This window comes from Paraburkholderia guartelaensis, from assembly GCF_004353905.1.
In the GTDB taxonomy this organism is placed as follows: Bacteria; Pseudomonadota; Gammaproteobacteria; order Burkholderiales; family Burkholderiaceae; genus Paraburkholderia; species Paraburkholderia guartelaensis.
Genome location: NZ_SMOD01000066.1, coordinates 1 through 23,526 on the forward strand (window position 1 = coordinate 1; position 23,526 = coordinate 23,526).

At 63.3% G+C, this 23,526-nt stretch carries 10 protein-coding genes; 6 read left to right on the forward strand and 4 right to left on the reverse strand.

From position 1 onward, the window contains the following. Positions 1-235 (forward strand): integrase core domain-containing protein (locus E1N52_RS40205; RefSeq protein ID WP_133190276.1); only part of this gene is annotated, 235 nt, incomplete at its 5' end. Positions 236-544: 309 nt separating this feature from the next. On the opposite strand, the gene E1N52_RS40210 is transcribed toward E1N52_RS40205, so the two are convergent. From E1N52_RS40210 to E1N52_RS40225, 4 genes are all read right to left on the reverse strand, one after another. Continuing rightward, complete coding sequence (locus E1N52_RS40210; protein WP_133190368.1) at positions 545-1,435, reverse strand: nucleotidyl transferase AbiEii/AbiGii toxin family protein; 891 nt, start codon at positions 1,433-1,435, stop codon at positions 545-547. Next, positions 1,413-2,477, reverse strand: a complete 1,065-nt coding sequence (locus tag E1N52_RS40215) for a type IV toxin-antitoxin system AbiEi family antitoxin (RefSeq protein WP_133190370.1) — start codon at positions 2,475-2,477, stop codon at positions 1,413-1,415. The genes E1N52_RS40210 and E1N52_RS40215 overlap by 23 nt, the downstream gene beginning before the upstream one ends. A 537-nt stretch (positions 2,478-3,014) precedes the next feature. Then, on the reverse strand, positions 3,015-4,541 hold the full coding sequence (locus E1N52_RS40220) for a M48 family metallopeptidase (RefSeq protein ID WP_133190372.1): 1,527 nt from the start codon (positions 4,539-4,541) through the stop codon (positions 3,015-3,017). A 497-nt stretch (positions 4,542-5,038) separates the two neighbouring features. Continuing rightward, entirely contained in the window at positions 5,039-5,494 is a 456-nt protein-coding gene (locus E1N52_RS40225) for a DUF2846 domain-containing protein (protein ID WP_133190374.1), read from the reverse strand. 358 nt (positions 5,495-5,852) lie between these two features. On the opposite strand from E1N52_RS40225, the gene E1N52_RS40230 reads away from it, so the two are divergent. The 5 genes from E1N52_RS40230 to E1N52_RS45665 all read left to right on the forward strand — a co-directional run bounded on the left by E1N52_RS40230 (position 5,853) and on the right by E1N52_RS45665 (position 23,224). After that, the gene (locus E1N52_RS40230; protein ID WP_133190376.1) at positions 5,853-8,006 is read left to right on the forward strand and encodes a two-partner secretion domain-containing protein; all 2,154 of its coding nucleotides are present in this window, start codon (positions 5,853-5,855) and stop codon (positions 8,004-8,006) included. 47 nt (positions 8,007-8,053) lie between these two features. After that, positions 8,054-9,811, forward strand: coding sequence for a ShlB/FhaC/HecB family hemolysin secretion/activation protein (locus E1N52_RS40235; RefSeq protein WP_133190398.1), 1,758 nt, complete (start codon positions 8,054-8,056; stop codon positions 9,809-9,811). Between the two features lie 10 nt (positions 9,812-9,821). Next, complete coding sequence (locus E1N52_RS40240) at positions 9,822-10,766, forward strand: peptidylprolyl isomerase (protein WP_246089428.1); 945 nt, start codon at positions 9,822-9,824, stop codon at positions 10,764-10,766. Between the two features lie 123 nt (positions 10,767-10,889). Next, on the forward strand, positions 10,890-22,730 hold the full coding sequence (locus tag E1N52_RS40245; protein WP_133190378.1) for an endonuclease toxin domain-containing protein: 11,841 nt from the start codon (positions 10,890-10,892) through the stop codon (positions 22,728-22,730). After that, complete coding sequence (locus E1N52_RS45665; RefSeq protein WP_133190380.1) at positions 22,730-23,224, forward strand: contact-dependent growth inhibition system immunity protein; 495 nt, start codon at positions 22,730-22,732, stop codon at positions 23,222-23,224. Before E1N52_RS40245 ends, E1N52_RS45665 begins: the two co-directional genes overlap by 1 nt. Positions 23,225-23,526 lie beyond the last annotated feature (302 nt).

A 23,526-nucleotide genomic window follows, 5' to 3' on the forward strand; every position in this document is an offset into this window, starting at 1 on the left:
GTCGATGGACGGCAAAGGCGCCTGGCGCGACAACGTGTTTGTCGAGCGCGTGTGGCGCAGCATCAAGTACGAAGAGATTTATTTGAGAGCCTACGAGTCGGTCAGCCACGCCCGGCGCTCCATTGGCCAATACATTGAGCTGTACAACCGCAAACGTCCTCATTCGAGTCTGGCGGATCAGACGCCCGATGAGGCATACTTCGCGACGCTGCCAGCGATCAAATCGGCAGCATGATCGCCCCGGACGTTCCACTTAAAAATCGCGGGACCCTGTCCGAACAAGCGGCACCACCTCTGAGGGCCTCAATGAATGCTACGACATACTGACTGGATATTGGAGAGCACGTGTTCCAGAAGTACTGGGTCGACGTTCAAATCGGCGATATAGCCAACTGGCCGTACCGGATTGACCCGAGCGACGGATGCGATGGTTTGTCATCGATGATCGGCCACGCCGATGACACGCCGCGGGCGAGGGCGGAGCCGCGGGGGACGGACCGGCGAGGATGGCCGGTCCTTCGCCCACCAAACGGCTGGATCGGCGCTACGCCCCGGGCGCATCGATCACGAACTGCGCCCTGAATGCCTCGAGCAGCGCATGCGAATCGTCAACGTACTCCCCGAACATGTGAGTCACCGCTCGCGCGAGCAGGTCGGCCTGTAGCGTGGTGTAGGTCTCAGGTGACTGGAGCATGGCTCGCACGGCTTCACGGGTCGTGTTGTTCGCCACATCGCGCGCGTCGCGCGCAAGCATCCCCGCAGAGGCGATTTCGACGTTGAAGTCGCACGCTTCGAGCAGATCCAGCGCCTCTTCGTACACGCGCTCCTCGTTGCCCGCGTAGAAGTACTTGCGCATCACGAAGAGCAGGTCGGATGCGTCGGTGTTCTTGATGGTGCGCCGGTCCTTCCATGCCATGAGCTTGAGCAGTACGAACGCAGGAAGCGACACGACGGGCACGACCAGCCCTTCACCGATCTCCACAAGCTGAGCGGTGTCGACCGCCTCCTGGAAGCCCAGCACCGTCATGACGATGTCGCCCTCGGGCGGCCATGCGATCTCGCCAGGCGGCGCCTCGATGGGACCGAATGGGACTAGGTCGAGCTCGACGCTGAACTCATCTCCCTCGCGGCGGAACAAGAGCTTTTGCTGTGCCTTCGCGTCATGCTGGAAGTGACCGCTGGCGAGCAGCGTATCGACCAACCGGTGGTGGAAATCCCAACTGACCGCGCACACGGCGACATCGACATCGCGCGTAGCTACTGGCGCCTTGATGCCGTGGATGTGCCAGAGCTGGACGTCGCGCGCACCGGCGCCGGCGAGCACGAACTGCGCTCCAAGGGTCTCGCACGCGTGGGTGACGTCGGCGAGCAGCGCGACGGTGAGCGGGTGAACCGGCCGCTCGGCCGGCACCTTAGCTTGCAAGGAAGCGGTCATGGAGACTCTGCGCAACGGCGTGGTTCCGGCTGTCGCCTGAGGCGATCAGGTCGGCGTAGATGAGGAGTGGATGAACGATGCCCGGTCGGACATCCCAGCTTTCTTCTGCGTGCGTCGGCCAGAAGGATTCGAGGATCTCGACCTCACCCTGAGCGTTTGGGCGAAGGCGCGCGGCCTTCATGAGGGCCGTGCTCACACCAGCGTGCACATAAACTGTGACTGACGCCGGCTTGATCTCACGGGTGAGCACATCAGCCGCGCACTCGCCGCCCAGGCGCGCGTCGAAGTCAGACAGTGGAGCGCCTTTCCACCACTCGATGCCGACACCGCTCGTAAAGCGCCGCGCGCCGAGCTTCTTGCGCAGTGCCGTTGGGTACTGGCTCACCCAATCGGCGATGAAGCGGCGCCGGTCGGCGATCACGCGCTCGCCGGTGGCTTTCTTGATGACGAGCCCGCGCGCGATCAGGTCATCGACTGCCAGGTTCACCGTGTTCAGCGCCACGCCCGACTCGGCGGCGATGGTGCGCATGGGCTGCTCGACCAGTCCAGGCTGGCAAGCGAGCGCAAACGTCACCCGCAAGCCCTTGGGCGTCGTTGAGCGCGAGCTCGTATCCGTGGGCTTGAGCGCGGGCTTGTCACGGCCCACGATCATGATCGTGGCTTCCGGCTCGTCGAGATAGACGTTACCCGCGGTGTCCATAAACGGAATGCGCCTGGCGATGAACTCCGCCGCAACCTTGGGCGTGACATGGTAGGTGATCACCATCAGCCGCCGGTCGTCTGCGGTAGCGCCAAGCTTGGCCGGCGTGTGCCGGTGCACGGTGTGGAAGGAGGACTCCCACCGGGGTTCGAACACCACGGGCATGTCGAACCGCCTGCCCGCAACCGAGAAGTGGACCAACGCGTCAGCGTCATCCGGGCGCGCTGGCGCATCAAAGCGCGGTGACGCAGAAAAGTGCCGCGTGGCATCCGAAAAGGCTTCGCAGGCGAGGCTCAGCGCCGTTTGCCCAGAGGCCGAAAGGCGGTCGGTGACGGCCTTCAAGGCTTTCTCCTGTACGTTTTAAATTCAGTGTACGTCAAAAGCGTACAAACTACAAATAACGTACATACGCTTGGCATCCCCGTTCGTTGGAGCGAGTTGCGTGCACCACTCTGTATGTTTTTAATCGCTTGTACGCTAAAGACGAACACAATAACGTACATCGCCGCCTGAAGGACTATTGGACGTCTCGTTCGTCGGGTCACACAGATTCGGCGGCGTCGCAGGACAGCGCCAACTGGCAAGCAGGCCCGGATAATCGGAGCGGACCAGCCGTTCGACTGACCATTCTATGTCTCGCGGCGAGAGAAAATTCGCCTGCGGTCGACGAAATCCGCCCCTGATCTGGGAAGCTGCTGCTAGCGTCAATCCCGTCGTCGCTCGCAGTGCCAATGATAACGAACGCGACTCACTGATCCTAGCCGCTCACGGTCACTGGCCGGAAGCCGAAAAAGGGCATAACCAGACCCATTGCGACGGCCGGCAGTCGCTCGAGTACGACCGCCATGCCTCGGCCAGTGGAGTGCACGACAATTACATTTAGCCAACAGGTTCCGCGGGTTGTGCCTGATTCCGCGGAACGACTACCGCGCGAATGGCAACCAGCCATTGTGCTTCGAGCTTCGAAAGCTCCTGTTCGACCGCCTCGGGGTCCTGCAGCAGATGGATGGCCGATTCTTCGGGCACCCCCACCTCCTCGAGAGTGACCTCGTCGAGCGACGCACCCAGACCCTGCAGACGTTGCGAAAGCGGCGGATGAGTATCGACGGGGTGCGCGACCGCTGTCTTGCCAAGCTCGTCGCGCGCGGCGTCCCAGTCCATCGCGCCGAGCGCGGTGCGGCAGGCGTTCTGATAGGTTACCGACAAGTTCTCATACATGCGTCCTTCGGCCAGTTCATCGATATGCGCGCGCGTGAGCGGGCCCCATTGGCGCGCATGGGTCGCGATTTTCACCAGCGCATGCGCAAGCGACCGGGCGTCCGACGCCTCAGCGCCCGCCTGATCGGCGAGCATTTCGCGCTCTCGTCCGATGGAGCGCTCCGCGGACGCAAAGACATTCCAGCACGTACCCAGCGTCACGATGGCCGGCAGACGTGCGAGATCCGAGGCATTGCCTCCGCGTGACGACGCCATCGCAGACCACGCCTGGCCGAGTCGTGAGTAGGCGGGCGCAAAGCGTTTGCTGTAAATCAGGTCGTCGCCACGGAAGTGTCCGAGTTCGTGGCCAATCACTGCTGCAAACTCCGGCTTGCTGAACAAGCGCATCGTGCAAAGCGAAATAAACAGCGTTTCGTTCGCGACCGTGCCGTGACGGCCAAACAACGCGACGGGCCCTGCGGTAACGAAGAAATTGGGCTCGAGCCCGGCGATGATATTGGCCGGTGATCGTGCGCCGAGCCGACGTGCGATGTCGTCGACGAATTGAAACAACCGAGGCTGAGACTCGCGATCGAGTTGCACGGCCTTGATAAGCATCGGTGTTTCCTTGAAGAACTGGAACGTCGAGCGCAGCAGCGTCCAGCACACGAGCAGCGCTGCAAATCCCACGGTAGCGAGCAGCACCGCGTGAATCTGATGAATCGTCATAGTCTCGATCGTGTAGACCGAAAAGACGAACAACACCGCTTGCCCGAACACCGAGAGCGCGAGCAGGAACATCACGGCACGCACAACGAAGCCGAACATACGGCTCAGCCGTGCGCGATTCGTGCCGGCGATCGCTCTGCCGCCGTAAATCACGAGCAAGATCAAAGCACCGATGCCGGCAATCACCCACGAAGCATATTTGACAATCGCGACCTCGTCCGCCGGGGAACACATTTCCTTATAGCCTTCCGCGTTTCCCGCAGCGCGGATCTGTGCACAAACCGAGACATAGCTCAGGCGCCGGGCTTGATAGTTTTCTTCGGTGACCAGATGCTGATTGAACACCACCGAATCGTGAAACTGGCCCTCGTACTCCGAGGCCATGAAGTGCGCCGTCAGTACGCCGAATACGGGAATGAAGAACAGGCAGGCGAGCAACATGCACAGCGCCTTGGTGCGGGAAAGCGGTTTGTTGGCCATTTGCAGGTCTTTTCGAGCGTGATCTTACTTTCGCGACGACAGCGTCGCGAAGCGCGGAGCGGCTATTTCGGCGAACGCCGCCTTTTCTCAAGGATTTTCTGAAAATGTTGCAGGCATACTTCGGCCGGGTCCGTTATCCAGGCGGATTACTACCGGACACGGTCGGCGGGTATCGAACCACCGCTTGCCGATCACAGATTGTGTCGGCGGAGATACGAATAGCGTAGGAGGATGCGTTCCCGGGAGCGCGCGACTCATACGATCTACTTCTTATTCCCGGCAGCAATGGCTTTCAACCAGTTGTTGTCCGGCCGCCGATATCGACCTGGGATTTAGCGCGACTCGGAGAAAATCACTTTTCCTTTTGAGTGGCTTTCCCGAGGACGCAGCACGAACTTGTCGACGATCCGAGACGCACGTTCGAATGGGCCGGAAATCTTTATCCAGTGGGCAGCGCGCCACCCACCTTGCTATCCGGCGTGTTCAATTCAACGGCTCTATTTTGCGGCCGTGGTGGTCGCGCCGGTATATTTGAGCTGCTCGACCTCGTGAGGTGCGGTTTCCGGATCATCCAGCGTTGGCGTGATATGCCCAACCAGAATGCCCATGCTGATAGACGTACGCACGTATTTCGTATCACCCGCGCGCAAGGTGAACGATACCTCGTTCTTCGTCTCAGTCGTTGTCGACACCGTGTAATCGCCCGGGATCTCGTCCACGTAGAAGAAACCACCCGGTACGGAGCGCCCGACGACCTTGTCGTTAAGCTTGATCTCCGGCTGGATCATGGCTCCAGCGAAGCTGTCAGCGCGGAAGAAATAGATTCGGCCATGATCGGCCGCGAGCGTCGGTATCGAGGATGCGACGTCCTTGTATTGCGGTCCCGATGCACAGCCTGCTGCGAGCAATGCTACGCCGACTGAGAGCGACAGAGTGCGGTAGAGGTTCTTCATTCAAGTGTCCCGATAAATCCCGAATTGGCTGAAAAACAAGAATGCCCGGTTGGTTGGCGTATTTCGCCCAACATTGGCATTTTTGAATTACGGCACGGAATTCCAGTTCTTTACCGCCGCCTCAATACCGCTTGAAGTTGCACTCTAATGCTCGATCCAAAAACATTCACTTTGCTTTCAAATTATAATCATTTTTATTACTTAAATTCAGCAGGCATAATATGATTGCGCCCCACTAAAGATTCGTCTGAAGGTTGCCGATAGCTTCATGAGCAGCCAAATACGAACTTAAAACACGCGGTACACCGACCGCTCCGGGGTTCCCCACGCACGCTCGCGCGTGCCGGGGAAGAGAACAATGCAAAGCCGATGGTATGTCCAGGCGCGCGGCGATGGTCTGCGCGCGTTATTCACTCTTCTGATCAGCGCATTCCTTGCGCCTTCGTTCGCGCTCGCCGGCGGCATCGTGCCGGATGGCAAAACCACAACGACGGTCACGACCACTGCGGGTGGTGCACAAACCGTCAATATCGCGCCATCTGTCGCTGGCGTTTCGCAGAACAGTTATTCGACGTTCAATGTGGGCGCAGCGGGCGCGACGCTCAATAACGTCGGCATCAACGCGCGTACGATCGTCAATCAGGTGACGAGCACGAATCCGAGCCTGATCGAAGGTGCGATCACTGTCGCGGGCTCGCGCGCGAACGTCATTCTCGCCAATCCCAACGGCATCACGGTCAACGGCGGCTCGTTCATCAACGCCGGCCACGTGGCGCTCACGACCGGTCAGGTCAGCTTCAGCGATGTGCAAATCGCGCCGGGCGTGGTTCAGCGCAATGTCGTGCTCGGCACAACGGGCGGCACGATCGTGATTGGTCCGGGCGGGCTGTCGAGCGCGCTCGTGGATCTCGATCTCATCGCGAAGAATGTCCAGGTCAATGGAGCGTTGAATAACACGTTTTCCTCAGGAACGGCGCTCACACGCATTCTGGCGGGCACGAGTTCGGTCACGCTCAATACGGGTTTTTCAGCGTCGGACAACGCGAACGACTGGATGTCGATCACATCCGGTTCTGCCAATGCTCAGGCAAAGAATTTTGCACTCGACATCACGGCAGCAGGCAGCATCGCGAGCGGGCGCATCGAACTGATCGTGACAGACCAGGGACCGGGCGTGCGCAGCGCGGGTCCGCTGAATGCGTCGCTCGGCAACTTCTCGCTGAGCTCGAACGGCGCGGTGCAGTTCTCCAACAGTTCGGTCAACGCGGCCACGGACGTGAGTTTCAACGTCAAGGATGCGCTCGCATTCACCGACACCCAGGTCAACGCCAACAACGGCACAGCCGCGCTCACCTCTACCGGCGCAATGACGCTCACGGGTAGCAGCATCATCGCGAACGGCGCAGTGAATCTGGGTGCGAACAGTCTGACATTCGAACTCGATAACGCGCAGAAGGGCTCGACTGTCGCATCGGCGAGTGCGGGCGTCGTGCTTCAGAGCAGCGGCGATATTGTCAATGTCGGATCGCTCATCCAGGGGCAGCAGCAAACATCCGGAGACAGTGCGTCGAAGGGTGCGGTCACGATCGCCGCCGCGGGCAACGTGGTCAACCAGTCGAATCCAGGGGGAGCCCTTGGTATTCTCTTCGGCGTGCAGGGCGATGTTTCGATCGTCGCAGGTGGCGATGTCGTCAATGAAAATGCGCGCGTGCTGTCGAACAACAACGTGAACATCACGGCAGGCGGCGACTTCCGCAACATCGTCGACCACAGCACGGGTGTCGCGAACGGTGGCGCGGTGGGTTTCTCGCAGAGCAGTAGCGGTTTCCTGTTCTTCCGCCATCGGAACAGTGGCTTCAACGTCGATTACGGACAGCTCGCGGACGCCAACGAACTCGCGTATGTCACTGCCGACTCGGGCAACGTGACGATCAACGCAAACAATATCGCCAATACAGGCGGCTCGATCCTGTCGAATAACGGCGCAGTCTCGATGACTGCGCTTGGCACGCTCGACACGCAGGCCGTTTTCACCGGCCAGGCGGCGTACCGGCAGTCCTGCTTCATTTTCTGCAAGTCGAGCGCGAGTAGTTCCGTGCAGGCTTTTGGCGGTGTGATCGAGGCGGGCACGGACATCAGCCTCAAGGCGGGCACGCAGATCACCAATACAGGTGGCACCGTGCTCGCCGTGGGCAAGCTCTCGCTCGACGCGCCGCGTACGCTCGCGCAAGCCGTCCTGGGCTATAGCGCCATCAATGAGACGCACGATCTGAAGGCATGGTTCGGCAACGGCTGGGCGTCGATCTACGCAACGGATACCGGTGGCCTGTTCGAGGGCGGTTCCGGCGCCGTGGAACTCACCGGCGTGGGCGAAATTGACGGCGGCGCCTTCATCGCGCCCAACGGTGTGCACGCGGGTGGTGGTGTCGTCACGACGCGCCCGCGCTGGCAGCAGCCGGTGGGTATCGGCACGCATAACTCGATCGGGCTCGTGTCGTGGTTCGGTCTGTGAGCACGCCCATCGTTCAGGCCGGTTTGCGCGCGGCCGTGCTGGCGGCGATGCTGCTCGCCTCGAATGCGCGCGCACAGCTGGCGCCTCCGCTGCCCGTGCCGCAATTGCCACCGCTCCCGCAAGGTGCCCGCGCGGTGCAGGACCCGGCGCAGCGCCTGCTGCAACAGCAGCGCGACCAGCAACGCAACGACGAACTTCAGCAGGCGCCCGCACAGATCTCGGTGCCGGAGGGCGCGGTGCCGAACCTGCCTGCCGGCGCGGATGTGGAGTCATTGCCGGACGTCGCGCCGATGTTCCGCATCGATCACATCGAATTCACCGGCGACTCGCCGGTTTCGCGTCGTGCGCTCGATGAAGTCGCGCAGCCATTCATTGGCAGGATGCTGGGCCGCAACCGTATCAACCTGCTGCTTCGCCGGCTGACGGAAGCCTTCATTGCGCACGGCTACATCACGACGCGCGCGTACCTCGGCCAGCAGAATCTCGCCTCGGGCACGCTGACGATCAACGTGGTGGCGGGGCGCATCGCGGCGTTTACGCTCAATGGCCAGCCGCTGCGCCCGCGCAGCACGCAACCGGGGCGTGTACCGCCCGTTGGCGGCGGCTTTCTTTCCGACGACGGCACAGCGTGGGCATTTGGCGCTTCGCAGGGAGATGCGTTGCGCCTGCCTGACCTCGAGCAGGGCGTCGACCAGATCAACCGGCTGCGCCGCAATCAGGCCCAGATCCAGATCGTGCCCGGCGAGGCGCCGGGCGATTCGATCGTCGCCATCACGAATCACTTCGGTGGTCCGTTCTATGTCGATGCGGGTCTCGACAACTACGGCAGTTCCAGCACGGGCACGCTGCGCTATCGCGCTTCACTCGAGGCGGACAACGCGATCGGTTTTCAGGAGTCGCTCGGGCTCAGTTACGTCGGCTCCGAAAACAGCAATGCGCTGGTGTTTTCCGCGGCGGTGCCGTTCGGCTACCAGACGCTCAGCTACACGACGGCGCTATCGGAGTATCAGCAGGCCATTGGCGACACGGCGCTGCTTGACGGGCGCACGTTCAGCCAGACGCTCGGCTGGAACGACGTGCTCACGCGCTCGGCGAGTGGCCGCACCAGTCTGGACGCGACGCTCACCAAGCTGCGCACCGAGCGCAGCGTCAACGGGATCGAGCTCTCCCCGCAGGACCTCACGGTGGCGCGCATTGGCGTGAACGGGCTGTACCGGTTCTCGGCGCATGGCGATCCGGCCGCGGCCACGTGGGATCTCGGCATTTCGCAGGGCCTGCCGTGGCTTTCCGCGAGCCACGACGGCCCCGATATCGACAACAGCGACGCGCACAGCCAGTTCACCATGGGCGACGCCACACTCACGCTGCAGGCGACGGTGGGCCAGCTCGGTGCGCTCTCCTTCGCGTACCGGGGCAGGCTGCGCGCGCAGTACAGCCCGGTGGCGCTCTTCGGCAACGAGCAGATCTTTCTCGGCGGCATGGACTCGGTGCGCGGCTTCACGGAAGGCGGCATCGCCGGCGATAGCGGTTTTTACCTGCGCAATGAAACCGTCTGGCAGAACGCGCCAGCGTGCTTCGACACGCATCTCGAACCCTACGCATTTCTCGATGGCGGCAAGTCGCACCTGGTGGCTCAGGGCGGCTGGCCGACGTTGATGGGCGCAGGCGTGGGTGTACGCGCCGCGCGTCGTTTCGGCAACCACACGATGACGGGCGAAGTGCTCGTGGGCCGGGCACTTTTGCAGCCCGCTTCCATGGGCGAGAAGGCGACCGTCGTACTCGCAACGATCAACTGGTCGGAATAAAGGAGCAGACATGAGCAGGTCGATTTCAATGCAGGGCGCAGGCCGGTTCGCGATGCGCATGGCCTTCGTGGCAGCAACCGCAGGCGCGGTGGGCTTGGTTGGCGCGAACGACGCGTATGCGACGGTGCATACGAAGGCAAAGGCAACGGACTCAAGCGCGAAGGCGAAAGCGGCCGCGCCTGTGCCGGCATCCGGCCCGCTGCCTGCGAATGCTGTCGCGCGCGTGAACAACGTGCTGATTACGCAGGACCAGGTCGATGCGGCGCTCAAGGCGGCCAACGCGCCGGACACGCCTCAGACACGCGCCGCAATCAAGGAGCAGCTGATCGCGCGTGAACTGTTCCACCAGGCCGCAGAAAAGCAGCACTACGACACGCGTCCGCAAGTGATCGAGGCGGCTGAACAGGCGAAGGCGCTGGCGATGTCGCAGGCCTGGCTGCGCGATCAGGTGAAGCCCGCGCCTGTCACCGATGCAGACGTGAAGGCACGCTACGACACGATCGTCGCGACGCTCGGCGAGAAGGAATACAAGCCCAGCGTGATCGCCGTGAAGGATGAAGACACCGCGAAGAACGTCCTCGCGCAACTGAAGAAGGGCACCGATTTCGCGCAGCTCGCGAAGCAGTACAGCCAGGGACCGAATGCGGCACAGGGCGGTGAGATGGGCTGGGTCTCGTTCAAGACGCCGATCGAGGCGGGCAAGACGCAGAACTGGCCGCAGCCGCTCGCCGAGGCGATGGTGAAGCTGCCTCAGGGCGGCGTGACGACATCGCCCGTTCAGGTTGGCGACGCATTCTGGATCGTGAAGATGGACCAGTCGCGCGCCACGCAGATTCCCGACTTTGAAACGACGAAGGCGGCATTGCGCCAGCAGCTCGAACAGATTGCGCTGCAGAAAGCGACGGCGCAGGTGGTGGTCGATCTGATGAAGAGCGCGACGATCCAGCAGCAGTAGGCAGCAGTAAAACGAGCTTCGACAACGGGAGGCTCGCAGCAGACGGGGAAAAATCTGCTGCACGTGAAGCGGGGTGGCCAACCCGCTTCACGCAAGAAAAAAACGACGAAGAACGAGAACATCATGCGAGTTTCGACGCGAAACGCCTTGCGACAACTTGAGCACGTTCGGATGCTGCGGGATGAACTGCGGGCACGCCTGCACGAGACATCGGGACTCATCCTGAGCGTCGCCTCGAATGTGCGGACGTACAGCGGCTGGCAACGCGGCGTGTCGGCCGTCGTCGCCGCGATGCTGTTCATCGGGCCGTTGACGGTGACGTTCGAGCAGAGCGAGTCGGCAGCGGGCGTGCTCGCGGCGGGCAGCAAGCGGCTCGACGATGAAGCGTGGCAGCAGATTCGCGACCTGGCCGGGTTGCGCGTGCGTTTTGCCATGCAGGCCGCGGATGCGACGCCGATCGTCGATCCGACTGCACCGATCACGTTCCAGCCGAAGATCACGCAATCCACCGGGTCGGGCGGCGGCGTGCCCGTGGTCAACATCACCGCGCCCAACGCGGCCGGCATTTCGCTGAACCAGTTCCAGACGTTCAACATCGATCCCGTTGGCCTGATTCTCAACAACAGCCTTGCGTCGGGCACGTCACTCACGGGCGGCGACGTCGCCGCGAATCCGAACCTGAACGGCCGCACGGCGAGCGTCATCGTCAATCAGGTCACGTCAACGGGCTCGGCGTTCGCGAGTCTGCTCAACGGCCCGCTCGAAGTATTCGGCGCGCCCGCAACCGTCATCATCGCGAATCCGAACGGCATCACCACGCGCGGTACGGGATTCACGAATACCGTCGGCGTGACGCTTTCTACCGGGACGCCGCAATTCCTTTCGGGCATCGGCGGCTCGCAGGTCGGGTTCGACAATGCCCAGGCCATCGGCTACAACGTGACCGGCGGCCATATCCAGATTGAAGGTAACCCGGGCGTCAACGGTCCGGGCGCGGGCATCGAAGGCACGGTCGGGACCATTGACCTCATCGGCGCGACGATCGGCGTGAATGCGCCGCTCTATGCCGGTACGCGGATCAACGCGATTGCTGGCGTTCAGAGCGTCGCGCCAACAGCGGTCGATTCGACCGGCACGACCTGGTCCACCAGCGCGAATGGCGCAGCGAACACCGCCGCCTCGATCAACGCCGCGAGTGGCGGGGCGAATGGCGGCCTCGCCATCGACGCGACGGCCTACGGCGCGATGACGGCGGGCCAGATCCAGATGATTGGCACCGCAGCGGGCATGGGTGTGCGCACCGATGCACAGCTTGCCGCGAACACGGGCGACATCACGCTTTCCGCGAACGGGGACGTGTCGATGGCGGGCACCGCGGCGCAGCAGAAGGTGAGCGTGCAGTCGGGCGGGAGCGTGACGCTCGCGGGCTCGCATATCGGGATCACGGGTTATTCGATTGCCACGAACGGCGACGTGACGTCGAGCGGCACGATCCAGACCAATGGCGCGCTCACGGCGACAGCGGGCGGCAACCTCAACGTTGCGAACGCACAGGCCCAGGGCGACATTGCGCTGAACGCGGGTGCGAACGCGACAACGGGTGATATCCAGGCGGGCGGCAATCTCGCGGTGACGGCGCAGGGCCACGACGGCGCGGGCGACGTGACGCTCGGTGGCGCAACGGTCGCAACCGGTGCGACGACGCTCAATGCCGCGCGCGACGTGACGATCAACGGTGCAACGAGCAGCGGGAGTCTGCAGGCAACGGCCCAGCGCAATGTGAGCGTCAACGCGGCCACGCAAACGTCCGGCGATCTCGCGCTGAATGCGGCTACCGGAAATCTCGTGACGACCGCCAACGTCAACAGCAACGGCAACCTTGCACTGTCGTCGGGCACGGGGACGACGATCGGTGCGCAGGCTACGGCGCTGGGTGCTGTCAACCTGTCGGCGGGCGCGGGCGGCATTGCTGTCACCGGTTCACTGGCAAGCGGCACGACACTGAATGCGACGACGCCCGGTGCATTCAGCGTGCCGGGGTCCCTGCTCGTCGGCACCAACGCGAACGTGAGCGCGGGCAGCATGAGCCTGGACGGCGTGACGATCGTCCAGCAGAACGGGGCGTTCAACGCAGCGGCCGGTATCACGGGCGCGGGGTCGGTCGCGTTCGGGCAGGGCGGCGCATTGACGGCAGGCGGGGACATTACGCTCACGGGCAAGCTGCTCGCGAACGGACTCCAGGTGGGCGCAGGGGGCAATGTCGCGCTCAACGACGTGCAGGCGGGCGGCGCACTCGCTGTCACGGCTGCAACCGGCAGCGCGACTTTCAACGGCAATGCCGCCGCAGTTGGCGCGACGACCGTGCAGGCCGGCACTGACATCGACGTGAACGGTACGCTCGCGGGCGGTTCGGGCGTGGCGCTCACCGCGCAGCACGACGTGAATGTCGCGGCGGCTGGCACGGTTCAGTCGGTGGGCGATCTCACCATGAGCGCGGCGAACAATATAGCGGCCAGCGGCACGCTCAACAGCGGCGGCGCGCTCACTGCGCAGGCGGGGCAGGACGTCGCCATGACCGGCGCGACGAGCGCAACAGGTGACACCGCGCTTACGGCGGCCCGAGACCTGACGCTTGGTGGCACGTTCGCGGGGCAGGGAGGCGCGACGATCACCGCCGGCCGGGATGCCGTGCTGGGCGGCAGCATCGGAATTTCGAAGGACGTATCCGTCAGCGCCGCAAATAACCTGACAACCACCGGTTCGCTGCAGGGGGATCACGTCACGCTCAATGCCGGCAATTCGGCCGCGCTTGCGGATATTCAGGCGAACTCGGCGCTTGCGGTCAACGCGCAAGGCAATGCTGGCGGTGGCGACGTGCAGGTCAACGGCACGGTCGCGTCGCTCGGCAATGCGGCCGTGACGGCGGCGGCTTCGGTATCGGTGCCCGGCACGCTCGAAGCTTCGGGGACGCTTGGCGTGACCGCAGCCACGAACACGCACGTGAGCGGCACCGTCCAGTCCAATGGCGACCTCACACTCGCGAATACGGCAGGCTCGCTCCTAAGCACCGGCGTCATCCAGAGCGGTGCGAATCTCAGCGCGAATGCGGGCCAGTCGATCGAGCTCGGCAGCGATCCTGGCACGAGCAGCACGGCGTCGCTTGGCGACATGACGCTCTCGGCCGCCCAGAACGTGATGATGAACGGTTCGGTCGTCGCCCAGGGCAACGGCACGGTGACGGCCGGCAACGCCATTGGCGGCGCGGGCACGCTCGCGTTCGGGTTGGCGGCGAATCTCGCGTCAGGGGGCGACACGACACTCACGGGCTCGCTGCGTGGCGCGACCGTGCAGACCACGGCGGGCGGCTCGGGCAGCTTCGCGAATGTTTCAGCGGGCTCGACCATCGCGCTGTCTGCGCAGCACGACGTCAACCTGGGCGGCACGCTCGCGGGCGGCGCGGGTGTCGCCTTGAACGCGGGTAACGACGTGAACGTGACCGGCACGCTGCAATCGGCGGGCGACACAACACTCGCCGCGCAGACCGGCAGCGTGAACGTGAGTGGCGCGCTCAACAGCAGCGGCGCACTCGGCATCACGGCGGGCACGGACGCGAACGTAAGCGGCTCAGCGACGGCTGCGCTCGACACGACGATCCAGGCCGCGCGCGACGTCAACGTTGGCGGGTCGGTGAACGGCCAGGGTAATGGCAGCGTGAGCGCGGGGCGCGACATTGTCGGTGCGGGCACGCTCGCATTCGGCCAGAGTGCGATCCTGAGCGCCACGCGCAACATCTCGCAGGGCGGCCTGGTGCAGGGGCAGTCCGTCCAGGTCACGGCGGGCGCCGACGCGGCGCTGAACAACGTGGAGTCCGCCAGCACGCTGGCGCTAGGTGCAGGGGCACTCGGCAGCGGCAACCTCACGGTGAACGGGGCGGCGGCGTCCGCTGGCGCGTTCAGTGCGACGGCGAACGGCGACGTAACGGTGGCGCAGGGCGGCAAGCTTGCTTCGGGCACGACGCTTGGCGTCACCGCGCTTGGCGGCATTGCGGTGGCCGGTGCTATTGAGGCCAACAGCGACGTCACGCTCAACGCGCAGAACGGCAGTCTCGCGGCGACAGGCGGCATCAACAGCGGTGGCAATCTTGCCATCACGACGGGGCTGGATCTTTCACTGGGCGCGAGCACGAGCGCCACCGGCGACGCGACGCTCAACGCGGGCCGCGACGCCGTGCTCAACGGGACGCTGGTTGCGACCAACGGCACGGTCTCGGCGGGGCGCGATATCACCGGTGCTGGCACGCAGGCGTTCACGGGCGCAGCGGTCCTCGGCGCACAGGGCAACATCGCGCTGAGCGGCACGCTGCAGGCCAACAGCGTGCAGGCGACGGGCGGCGATAACGCCGCGCTCAACAACGTGTCGTCGGCAACCACGCTCGCGCTCACAGCGAACGGCACCAGCGGCAACGCAACGACGGGGGATGCCGCGATCACCGGCACCGCGACTTCGCAAGGCGCGATCACGCTCACCGGCGCGCGCGACGTGCTCGTGAGTGGATCGGCCGGCAGCGGCGCGACGCTCACGCTCAATGCGCAGCGCAACGCGCAGGTGACGGGTGCGCTCGAATCGGTGGGCGACCTCGACGTCAGTGCGCAAACCGGCAGCGCGACGCTGGGCGGCACGGCGACCACTTCTGGCGCGCTCAGCGTGACGGCGGGTCTGGACGCGGCACTCGGCGGCCAGAACGCGGCAGCGGGTAACGTGACGGTTCAGGCGGGGCGCGATGTTGCGCTGACAGGTACGGTGGCCGGGCAGATGGCGGGCACGTTCAACGCGGGACGTGACATGACCGGCGCCGGCTCGGCTGCGTTTGCCAATGCGGCAACGTTGACTGCGGGCAACAACCTTGCCTTGACCGGTTCGCTGCAGGGCGCCTCGGTTAGTGCAACGGGCGGCAACAACGCGGGCCTCGGCAGTGTTCAGGCCGTAAGCGGCGACCTGAGTGTGCTTGCCAATGGCAGTGCGGGCGAGGGCGACGTGACATTTACGGGCCCCGTTACCGCGCTTGGCAACGTGACGTTGCAGGCGGCGCGCGACATCGGCATCGGCGGGGCGCTAAACGCGGGCGGTACGACGAACGCGAGTGCCGCGCGCAATATCAGCGCCGCCGACGTGAATTCGGCGGGTGACCTCACGCTCACCGCCACGAACGGCAGCGCGAGCGCCGGGAACGTGACGACCCAGGGCAACCTGAACGCGAGCGCCGGGCAGTCGCTTGCCTTCACCGGGCAGACGCAGGCTGGTGGCAACGCAGCGCTCACCTCGGGCGGAGACATGACGCTTGCGGGCGGCATCGCCGCGCAGGGCACCGGCACGCTGCAGGCGGGCGGGACGATCGGTGGCGCGTCCGTTGCGTTTGGACAGCAGGCCACGCTGAACGCTGGCAATAACATCGCCATCGGCGGCGCGGTGACGACGAACGGCGATCTTGCCGCGACGGCGGGCAACGGCGTCGCGATGGGGTCGGCCACGGCGGGTGGCGCTGTCACCGTCAAGGCGAACGGAAATTCCGGAACGGGCGATATCGTCGTGACGAACGGCGTGACCTCCGGCACGGCAACGACGCTGACTGCGGCGCGCGACGTGCAGACGGGCGGCGCGATCTCGAGCGGCGCGACGCTAGGGGTGACTGCGGGACGCAATGCGAGCATCGGCGGCACGGCTGCGGCCAACAGCGACGTCGATCTCAACGCCACTTCCGGCAACCTGAGCGTGGCGGGCGCGATCACCACGGGCGGGCATCTGAACGCGAACGCAGGCGGCAATGCCGCGCTGCTGGCGGGTGCGCTCGTGAATGGCGACACGACCGTCTCTGCTGGCAACGGCATGACGCTTGGTGGCGCTTTCCTTGGGCTCGGCGCGGGGACGCTTACCGCCGGCGGCGGAATTGCTGGCGGTGGCGCGCTCACGTTCGTCAATGACATCGGCGTGAGCGCTGGCGGAGCAGTCACGCTTGGCGCCGTACAGACCGCAGGTGCTTTCACGGCGACCTCGGGCGGCGACATGTCGTTCGGCGCGGCGACGGCCGAAGGCAATGTAAGCGCCACTTCGCACAGCGGCAGCATCGCGTTTTCGGGCGCGGTGCAAGGCGGCGGGAACGTGAGCGTGCAGGCTGCGAACGGTGCGACGCTCGCGGGCGGCGTGTCGTCGATGGGTAACGTCAACGTCACAGGTACCCAGGGCAATGTGAGCGTGAACGGCGTGTCGTCGAACGGCGATACGACGCTCACGGCGGGGCAGACGCTGACGCTCTCGGGCACCAGCGTGGTCGCGGGCGGCCTCACGCTCACCGGCGGCAACGTCACGATGAGCGGATCGGCCAGCGCGACGAAGAACCTCGTCGCCACGGCTCAGGGTACGCTCGACGCGAGCCAGGCGTCGCTCGTGACCTCACAGAATCTGCAACTCACGGGCGCCACGGTCGACATTGGCCAGGCCATTGTCGGCGGTGCCCTCAATGCGCAGGCGTCCAGCCAGCTGAACCTGACGGGCGGTGCGGTCGACGTGGTGGGCGGCGCGACGCTGGCCTCGCAGGGCGGCTTCTATAACGCGTGCAGCGTACTGGCAGGTGGCGACCTGAACGTCTCGGGCCAGAATGTCATCAACGCGGCGAACGCCTCGCTGGTGTCGGTGGGCACCACGACCGTGAGCGCGTCGAACTTCACGAACGCGGGGCTCGTGAACGGCACGAACACGGTCGTGAACGTGGGCGGCGCGCTGAACAACAGCGGCGGCACGCTGATGGGGCTGAACGCACTCACGATCAATACGGGGGCGCTCAATAACCAGGGTGGGTTGATTTTTGCGGGCAACCCGCAGACGGGCGGCACCGCAGGCGTTGGCAACCTGTCGCTCACGATCAACGGCGGCAACGGCTCGTTTGGCAACGCGAGCGGAAGCATCCTCGCGCAGGCGAATCTGGGTATCAGTGCGGTCAATCTGGCCTTCGATCCCTCGCAGGGGACGATCAGTCAGGGTGGCCAGCTCTCGATTACCGCGTCGGCCATCAATATCGGCGGCGACTGGAACTACAGTGGCACGGGCGTCACGCTCGACGGCATCAACGGCGTTGTCAACAACGGCAAGATGAGCGGCACCGCGCCGCTCACCATCACGACAAACGGCACGTTCACGAACAACAATCAGGTGAGCGGCAATGACGTGACGATCAACGGCACGCTTGCCAACGCGGCGAATGCGCTCGTGCATGCGGGCGATGTGCTGACGCTCAACGGCAATGTGACCAATCGCGGGACGATCGAGGCGGGCACGGCGATCAATGTCACCGGCGGAAATTACGATAACGCTGGAGCGACGACTCAGTCGCAGGGCAACATCACGTTCAATCTGGGCGGGACGCTCCAGAATACGGGCGGATCGATATTTGCAGGCAATAACATCAATATCAATGCCGCGGCGGTAGTGAATGACCAGACCGCGCCAACGGGGACTACGTCGTCGACGACCACCGTGGTCAATCCATCCGTTCTGTGGACGGGCAGTGTAGGAACAGAAACGGATTCCGCGATGGTAGTTGGCAGCTATGGCGATAGCTTCAACTACTACACCTACACGATCAACGCCACACTCGGCGATCTGCTCTCGCCGACCGGATCACAAACGGACATCAACTACTACCCATATGGTGGTGGGTTCACTGCGGGCACGCCGGTCGCTGGATCGGGGTCCGTCACACTTTACGAGTCCGGGACGAACGGTATCGGGGGTGGGATCTGGTCACTCACGCCGGATCCTGATTCCCCGCCTGTCGCGACGGCAACGATTCAGCTGCCGACGTTGTACCAGACGACGACGACTCAACAGGCCGGCACAGCTGGCGTTATTTCTGCCGGAAATTCGATTTCGCTCCAGGCCGGTTCATTGTCCAATCAGGGCGGCGAGATTGCGGCGCAGGGCAATGTCACGCTCAACATCCAGTCATTGAGTAATGGTGCGGTCGCGCCCACGGTAGGATCGCAGACAACGATTGCCGCCGACCCGGGGCAGTATTCGGCATTTCTCGCGCAGCTTGCGGCGTTGGGTACGATTGAAGGGCCACCGCCTGCCCAGGTTCCCAGTGGTGAGAACGGTGAATCGGATACCTATGTATTCCAGATCAACACATCAGCGGCGGCGCCCTTATCCATAAGCGCGGTGAGCAATTCGTCGTCGACAGGCATGATCCTGGCAGGTAACAACCTGACGGTGGGTGGTGGCAATCTGGCCAACGCTGGACTGATGTACGCCGGAAACGACGTCACGATCTCATCGGGCACCTTGAGCAATCAGGGCGGAAATTCGCAGAATTATTCGTCATCGGTAGGGTGCGCGTCGGGGGTGCCGAACTCCGCGTGCGGTAACGGAGGCGCCACACGTGGTAACAATCCGAACACGACGACGTTCAGTTATACGCAGAACGATGCAACGATCTACGCAGGTCATGACCTGGTGATCGCCGCTGGTCAGATTAACAACACTGACGGTAACCTCCTCGCCGGTCACGATATCGTGATTGGTGGCGTGGGCACGACTGCGAATTCGACGACGCCCGCTCAAAGCCTGAACAATACATCGGGCAACATCGTCGCCGGGAACAACATCACGCTGAATGTATCGGGCGCAATCACCAACACGTTGCCACCGCCCGTTCAGGTGCACCAGAACTTTGGCACGAAGGAGGAGTACGCGGGCTGCATGACCGCAGGCGGCTACAAGGAGAGCTACTGCGAAGCGTATGTCGATCAGCAGTCGGGAAGTTCTTCGGTCATCAGCGCGGGGAACAACCTGCAGATCAGCGCGGGAAGCCTCACCAATATCGGTAGCCTGATCTCGGCAGGCACGAGCGCGACCATCAACGTCGCGGGCCCGGTGGTCAACGAAGCGCAGACGCTCAATGCCTACTGGCACTCCCATTGGGTGCAGGAAACGGGCGATTTCAGTCCGGACAAACGCCACGACGTCTGGGCGTGCGGCTCGGCTGCCGAATGCACCGCGCTGTACGGGAGTGCGTACACGAGCGTGGGCGGCGCAATCGATCCGCCCACACCTGTAGGCAACATCGCCGCCACCATTCAGGCGCCGAATCTGTCGATCACGTCGAACGGCCAGATCCAGAACGTCGGCAATGTGATCGGTACGTCGGTGACGCTCACGGGTCAGAAGCTCATCAACGGTATCACGACGGCTAATACGTACACGCCTAGTGTGAACGCGCCGTCCCAGGTTATTTCGCTGACCCCGAAGACGCTTCCAGGCCTCAACCTCTCGACGCCGCGCTCCGTGGGAGCGCCGCTGCCAACCGCTGTGGCGGGTACGGCGTCGTATGTCGACGGGGTGCTGGGCTCGCAGACGTCGCTCCTTGGGCCGCAGCAGTTGATCAACGCGCTGCCGGCTTCGTTGCAGCCGTCATCGACGCTCTTCTATTACAACCCGCAGGAAGAGGACCTCATGTTGCAGCAGGCGGCGCTGCAGCAGACGGGGCAGGCAAGCTTCGTGAGTGGCCTGACGTACGACACCAAGAATAACCTCTCGGTGACCGAGCAGGAAAAAGGAATCCTGTATCAGAACGCCCTCACCTACGCCCAGCAGAACAACCTGCAGCTTGGCACGGCACTTACGCAAACGCAGATCAATGCGCTCACGCAGCCGATGCTCTGGTACGTAGAGCAGACCGTGCCCGACCCACAATGCCAGGCAACGGGAACGGACACCTGTCCTACCATCACGGCGCTGATGCCGCAGGTCTATCTGCCAGAGAACCAGAGCGCGCTTTCGGCGGGCGGCAACATTGAGGCGAGCAAGAGCCTCTCGTTGGATTTCGGCAGCGCTGCCACGGGCGGCAGTATCACCAATACGGGGGCCATCAGTTCCGGCGGCACGCTCACGGTGAACACCGGCACGCTGACCAACGAAGCCAACCAGGTCAACGTCGGGCAGATCTGGAATTCGGTGAAGGGCGGGTACGTCGATGAGACGGGGACGACGGTCCAGCCGGGCGGGTTCATGAGCGCGGCGAATATGGACCTGAACGTCCAGACGATCAATCAGATCGGCGGTGCGCTCCAGCAACTGAATGCCGACGGCACGGTCGATCAGGCGGGCACGCAGGCGTTGCTCGCGCAACTGCAGACACAACTCGGCACGAACTTCACGCAAACGAGCGTCAGTGACAATCTCCATACCGACTTCGTCGCTGAGGGTGGGTTCGGGGTAGCACAGATAGGTGAGATGGTGATGGCCGTGGCCTTGTCGATCGTCACGGCAGGCGCGGGAGCTGCCCTGGTTGGCGCCGTGGCCGGCACACTGGAAGCGGCCGTCGCGAACGCGGCATTCTCGGCGTTGGTCACCTCGCTGGCCACAGACGCAATAAGCGGGAATTTCAGTCTGACCGGCATCGCCGAGTCCGTGGGTGTGGCGATGCTGACGGCAGGCATCACCAACGGGATCACGTATAACAGCGGGACTGGTTCGCTTGGCGTGGCCAACTGGTCGAGCCCGCTGGACAAGGGTGTTGTGACACTTGGGCAGATGGCGGGCGCCACGCCGGTCATCGGGACGTCCATTGCGCAATCGACTGGAGCCGTTGTGGGCAACCTGCCGCAGCAGGCGCTCGCGATTGCTGCGCAGTCCACGCTGGAGGCCGGTGTGCAGTCGGCGATCGAGGGCGGGAGTTTTCTCACTGACCTGAGAAACGATGCGGTCAGCGGTGCGGCGGCTGTGGGTGCGAACGCGATCGGCACGGCCTTTGATGGGCAAGCGGGGAGCCTGGGTACGACCTCTGATCCCGCCTATGTGCTTGCACACGCGGCATTGGGGTGCGCGGCCAGCGCAGCGGAAGGCACGGGGTGTGCCGGTGGGGCTGTGGGAGGCGCAATCTCCGCGGGTCTGAACCCGGTCATCGACGCAAACGGAAACATTCCGCCTGCCCTGCTGGCCGGTATCGAAACTGCCGTGAGCGGTAGTGTCGCTGGCGCACTCGGCCTGAATGCCCAGGGTGCAGTAACGGCGGCGCAGAACGAGACGCTGAACAACTGGCTGAACCACGTGTCGTCGAATCCGATGTTCCTGTCGGACCAGCAGCGTTACGACAATGCGGTAGCGGCGTGTGGTAACGGTGATAAACAGGCGTGTGACACAAAGACGGCACTTCAGACGTTGTCGCAGCAAAACGACGCGTGGCTGGCAAGTGCCTGCGCGGGAGGCTCTACAAGCCAAGGCTGCAAGGCAGCTGTGACGGCTGCACTGGCGGGTGGAAACAACGTCCAGGTCATCAACGGGACGACCTACGCTTTTGACCCGAATGCACCGGCAGTGACGGCGACGGGCAACCCATACCAGAACATCTATGGCAATTCGTTTGATGGTCAGCTGGCGCAGAGCACGGCCGATGCCTTGCAGATGGCACCGGTCGAAATACCGGGTGTTGGTGCGGTGGCCGGGATTCTTGGCAATGTGGTGAGTTCGCTGATTGGCGATAGCGGCATCATCGACGCCGGTATCCAGTGGGGTAAGGGCATCGGGGCGCAAGGTATGCCATGGGAGGACTACCTTGCTGCGACGCAGATGTCTGCTGGATCAAGATTGCCGCCGAACTTCAAGACCTTCGATTTTTACGATGAAGCCACGGGCGTTGCTACGAGTGCCAAGACGCTGGACACCACGACAGCAGCTAAAATAGCCAATCCGACGCAGGTTTATTCGTCGCTCAAGGGTAATATCGATGCGGTGGCGAATTTTACCGAAGCTAGCCTTGGGACTACCACGCTAACAGCGGATGAAATTACTGCCCGGCAGCTGCAGGTGGCCGTGCCTTCGAGCACAACACCGGCGCAGTGGCAGCAAATCAACCGGGCGATCCAGTATGGTCAGAGTCTGGGTGTCAAAGTGACTATTACAGCGGTGAAGTGATGGCGAGCGAACCGATTTGGAAGAGCCGGGTGACGGCAAAAAGTAACGAAAAATTTATCTGCCTCGTACCTCAATCAGGGTATCGGTTGGCCATGGCGGAGCCGATGGCTGCGGAGTACGTGTTTGCTCCGGATACCCACGACGATGTGTTAGGCGAAGCAGTTCGAAGCGCGCTAGCTGAAAGTAGATTCTTGTCACTCGATGAGGCCAATGTGTTGCGGTTGACGGCTGATTCGCGCTACGTAGAGTGGGTGCGATCCTTGACGGATCGTTACGGATACAGAAGCAAGCAAGCGCTGTTCAAAAATATGCGCAGTTGTAGCATCGTGATAACTGGGAGTGAGTTAGTTCTCTCTCCGAGTCACCACGATAAGTTGGATAGCTGGAGTCGGGCTAAGGGCGACGGAATTGAGGACGTAACCCTTCCCTTCGATAGTCCTCCGATTGATATTGGCGCAGCGTTGCGTCTTGCGTTCAGTCGATGCACTGGTTAGACGCTATTGCGCCTGCGTAGGCAGGACAGGCCCGCGCCGACTATTACCCGGACAGCAGCAATGAGGAACCCAGCCGCGAGCTGGGCTTGTACATTCGGGCGTGGACGAGCGTTGCCGCGTCATCTGCGCGCGGCATTACGATTGGGTTGCGAATTCGCCGCTGCTAGAATCCACGGCGTCGTCCATCGTCGCGTCCAGAAACCGCATCAGGGCAAAAAATCCGCGATCCGTAAGTGCGCCTGCGCGTAACTGATCGCAAGGTCATAGCTATCGGGGTTTGTGGGGGGGCGCTAACGTAGGGT

What these genes read in the sequence shown, in the direction of transcription:
- E1N52_RS40235 (WP_133190398.1), top strand. Translation starts at nt 8,054, where the DNA reads ATGCTGCTCGCCTCGAATGCGCGCGCACAGCTGGCGCCTCCGCTGCCC.
- E1N52_RS40245 (WP_133190378.1), top strand. Translation starts at nt 10,890, where the DNA reads ATGCGAGTTTCGACGCGAAACGCCTTGCGACAACTTGAGCACGTTCGG.
- E1N52_RS40210 (WP_133190368.1), bottom strand. Translation starts at nt 1,435, where the DNA reads ATGACCGCTTCCTTGCAAGCTAAGGTGCCGGCCGAGCGGCCGGTTCAC.
- E1N52_RS40220 (WP_133190372.1), bottom strand. Translation starts at nt 4,541, where the DNA reads ATGGCCAACAAACCGCTTTCCCGCACCAAGGCGCTGTGCATGTTGCTC.
- E1N52_RS40240 (WP_246089428.1), top strand. Translation starts at nt 9,822, where the DNA reads ATGAGCAGGTCGATTTCAATGCAGGGCGCAGGCCGGTTCGCGATGCGC.
- E1N52_RS40225 (WP_133190374.1), bottom strand. Translation starts at nt 5,494, where the DNA reads ATGAAGAACCTCTACCGCACTCTGTCGCTCTCAGTCGGCGTAGCATTG.
- E1N52_RS45665 (WP_133190380.1), top strand. Translation starts at nt 22,730, where the DNA reads ATGGCGAGCGAACCGATTTGGAAGAGCCGGGTGACGGCAAAAAGTAAC.
- E1N52_RS40230 (WP_133190376.1), top strand. Translation starts at nt 5,853, where the DNA reads ATGCAAAGCCGATGGTATGTCCAGGCGCGCGGCGATGGTCTGCGCGCG.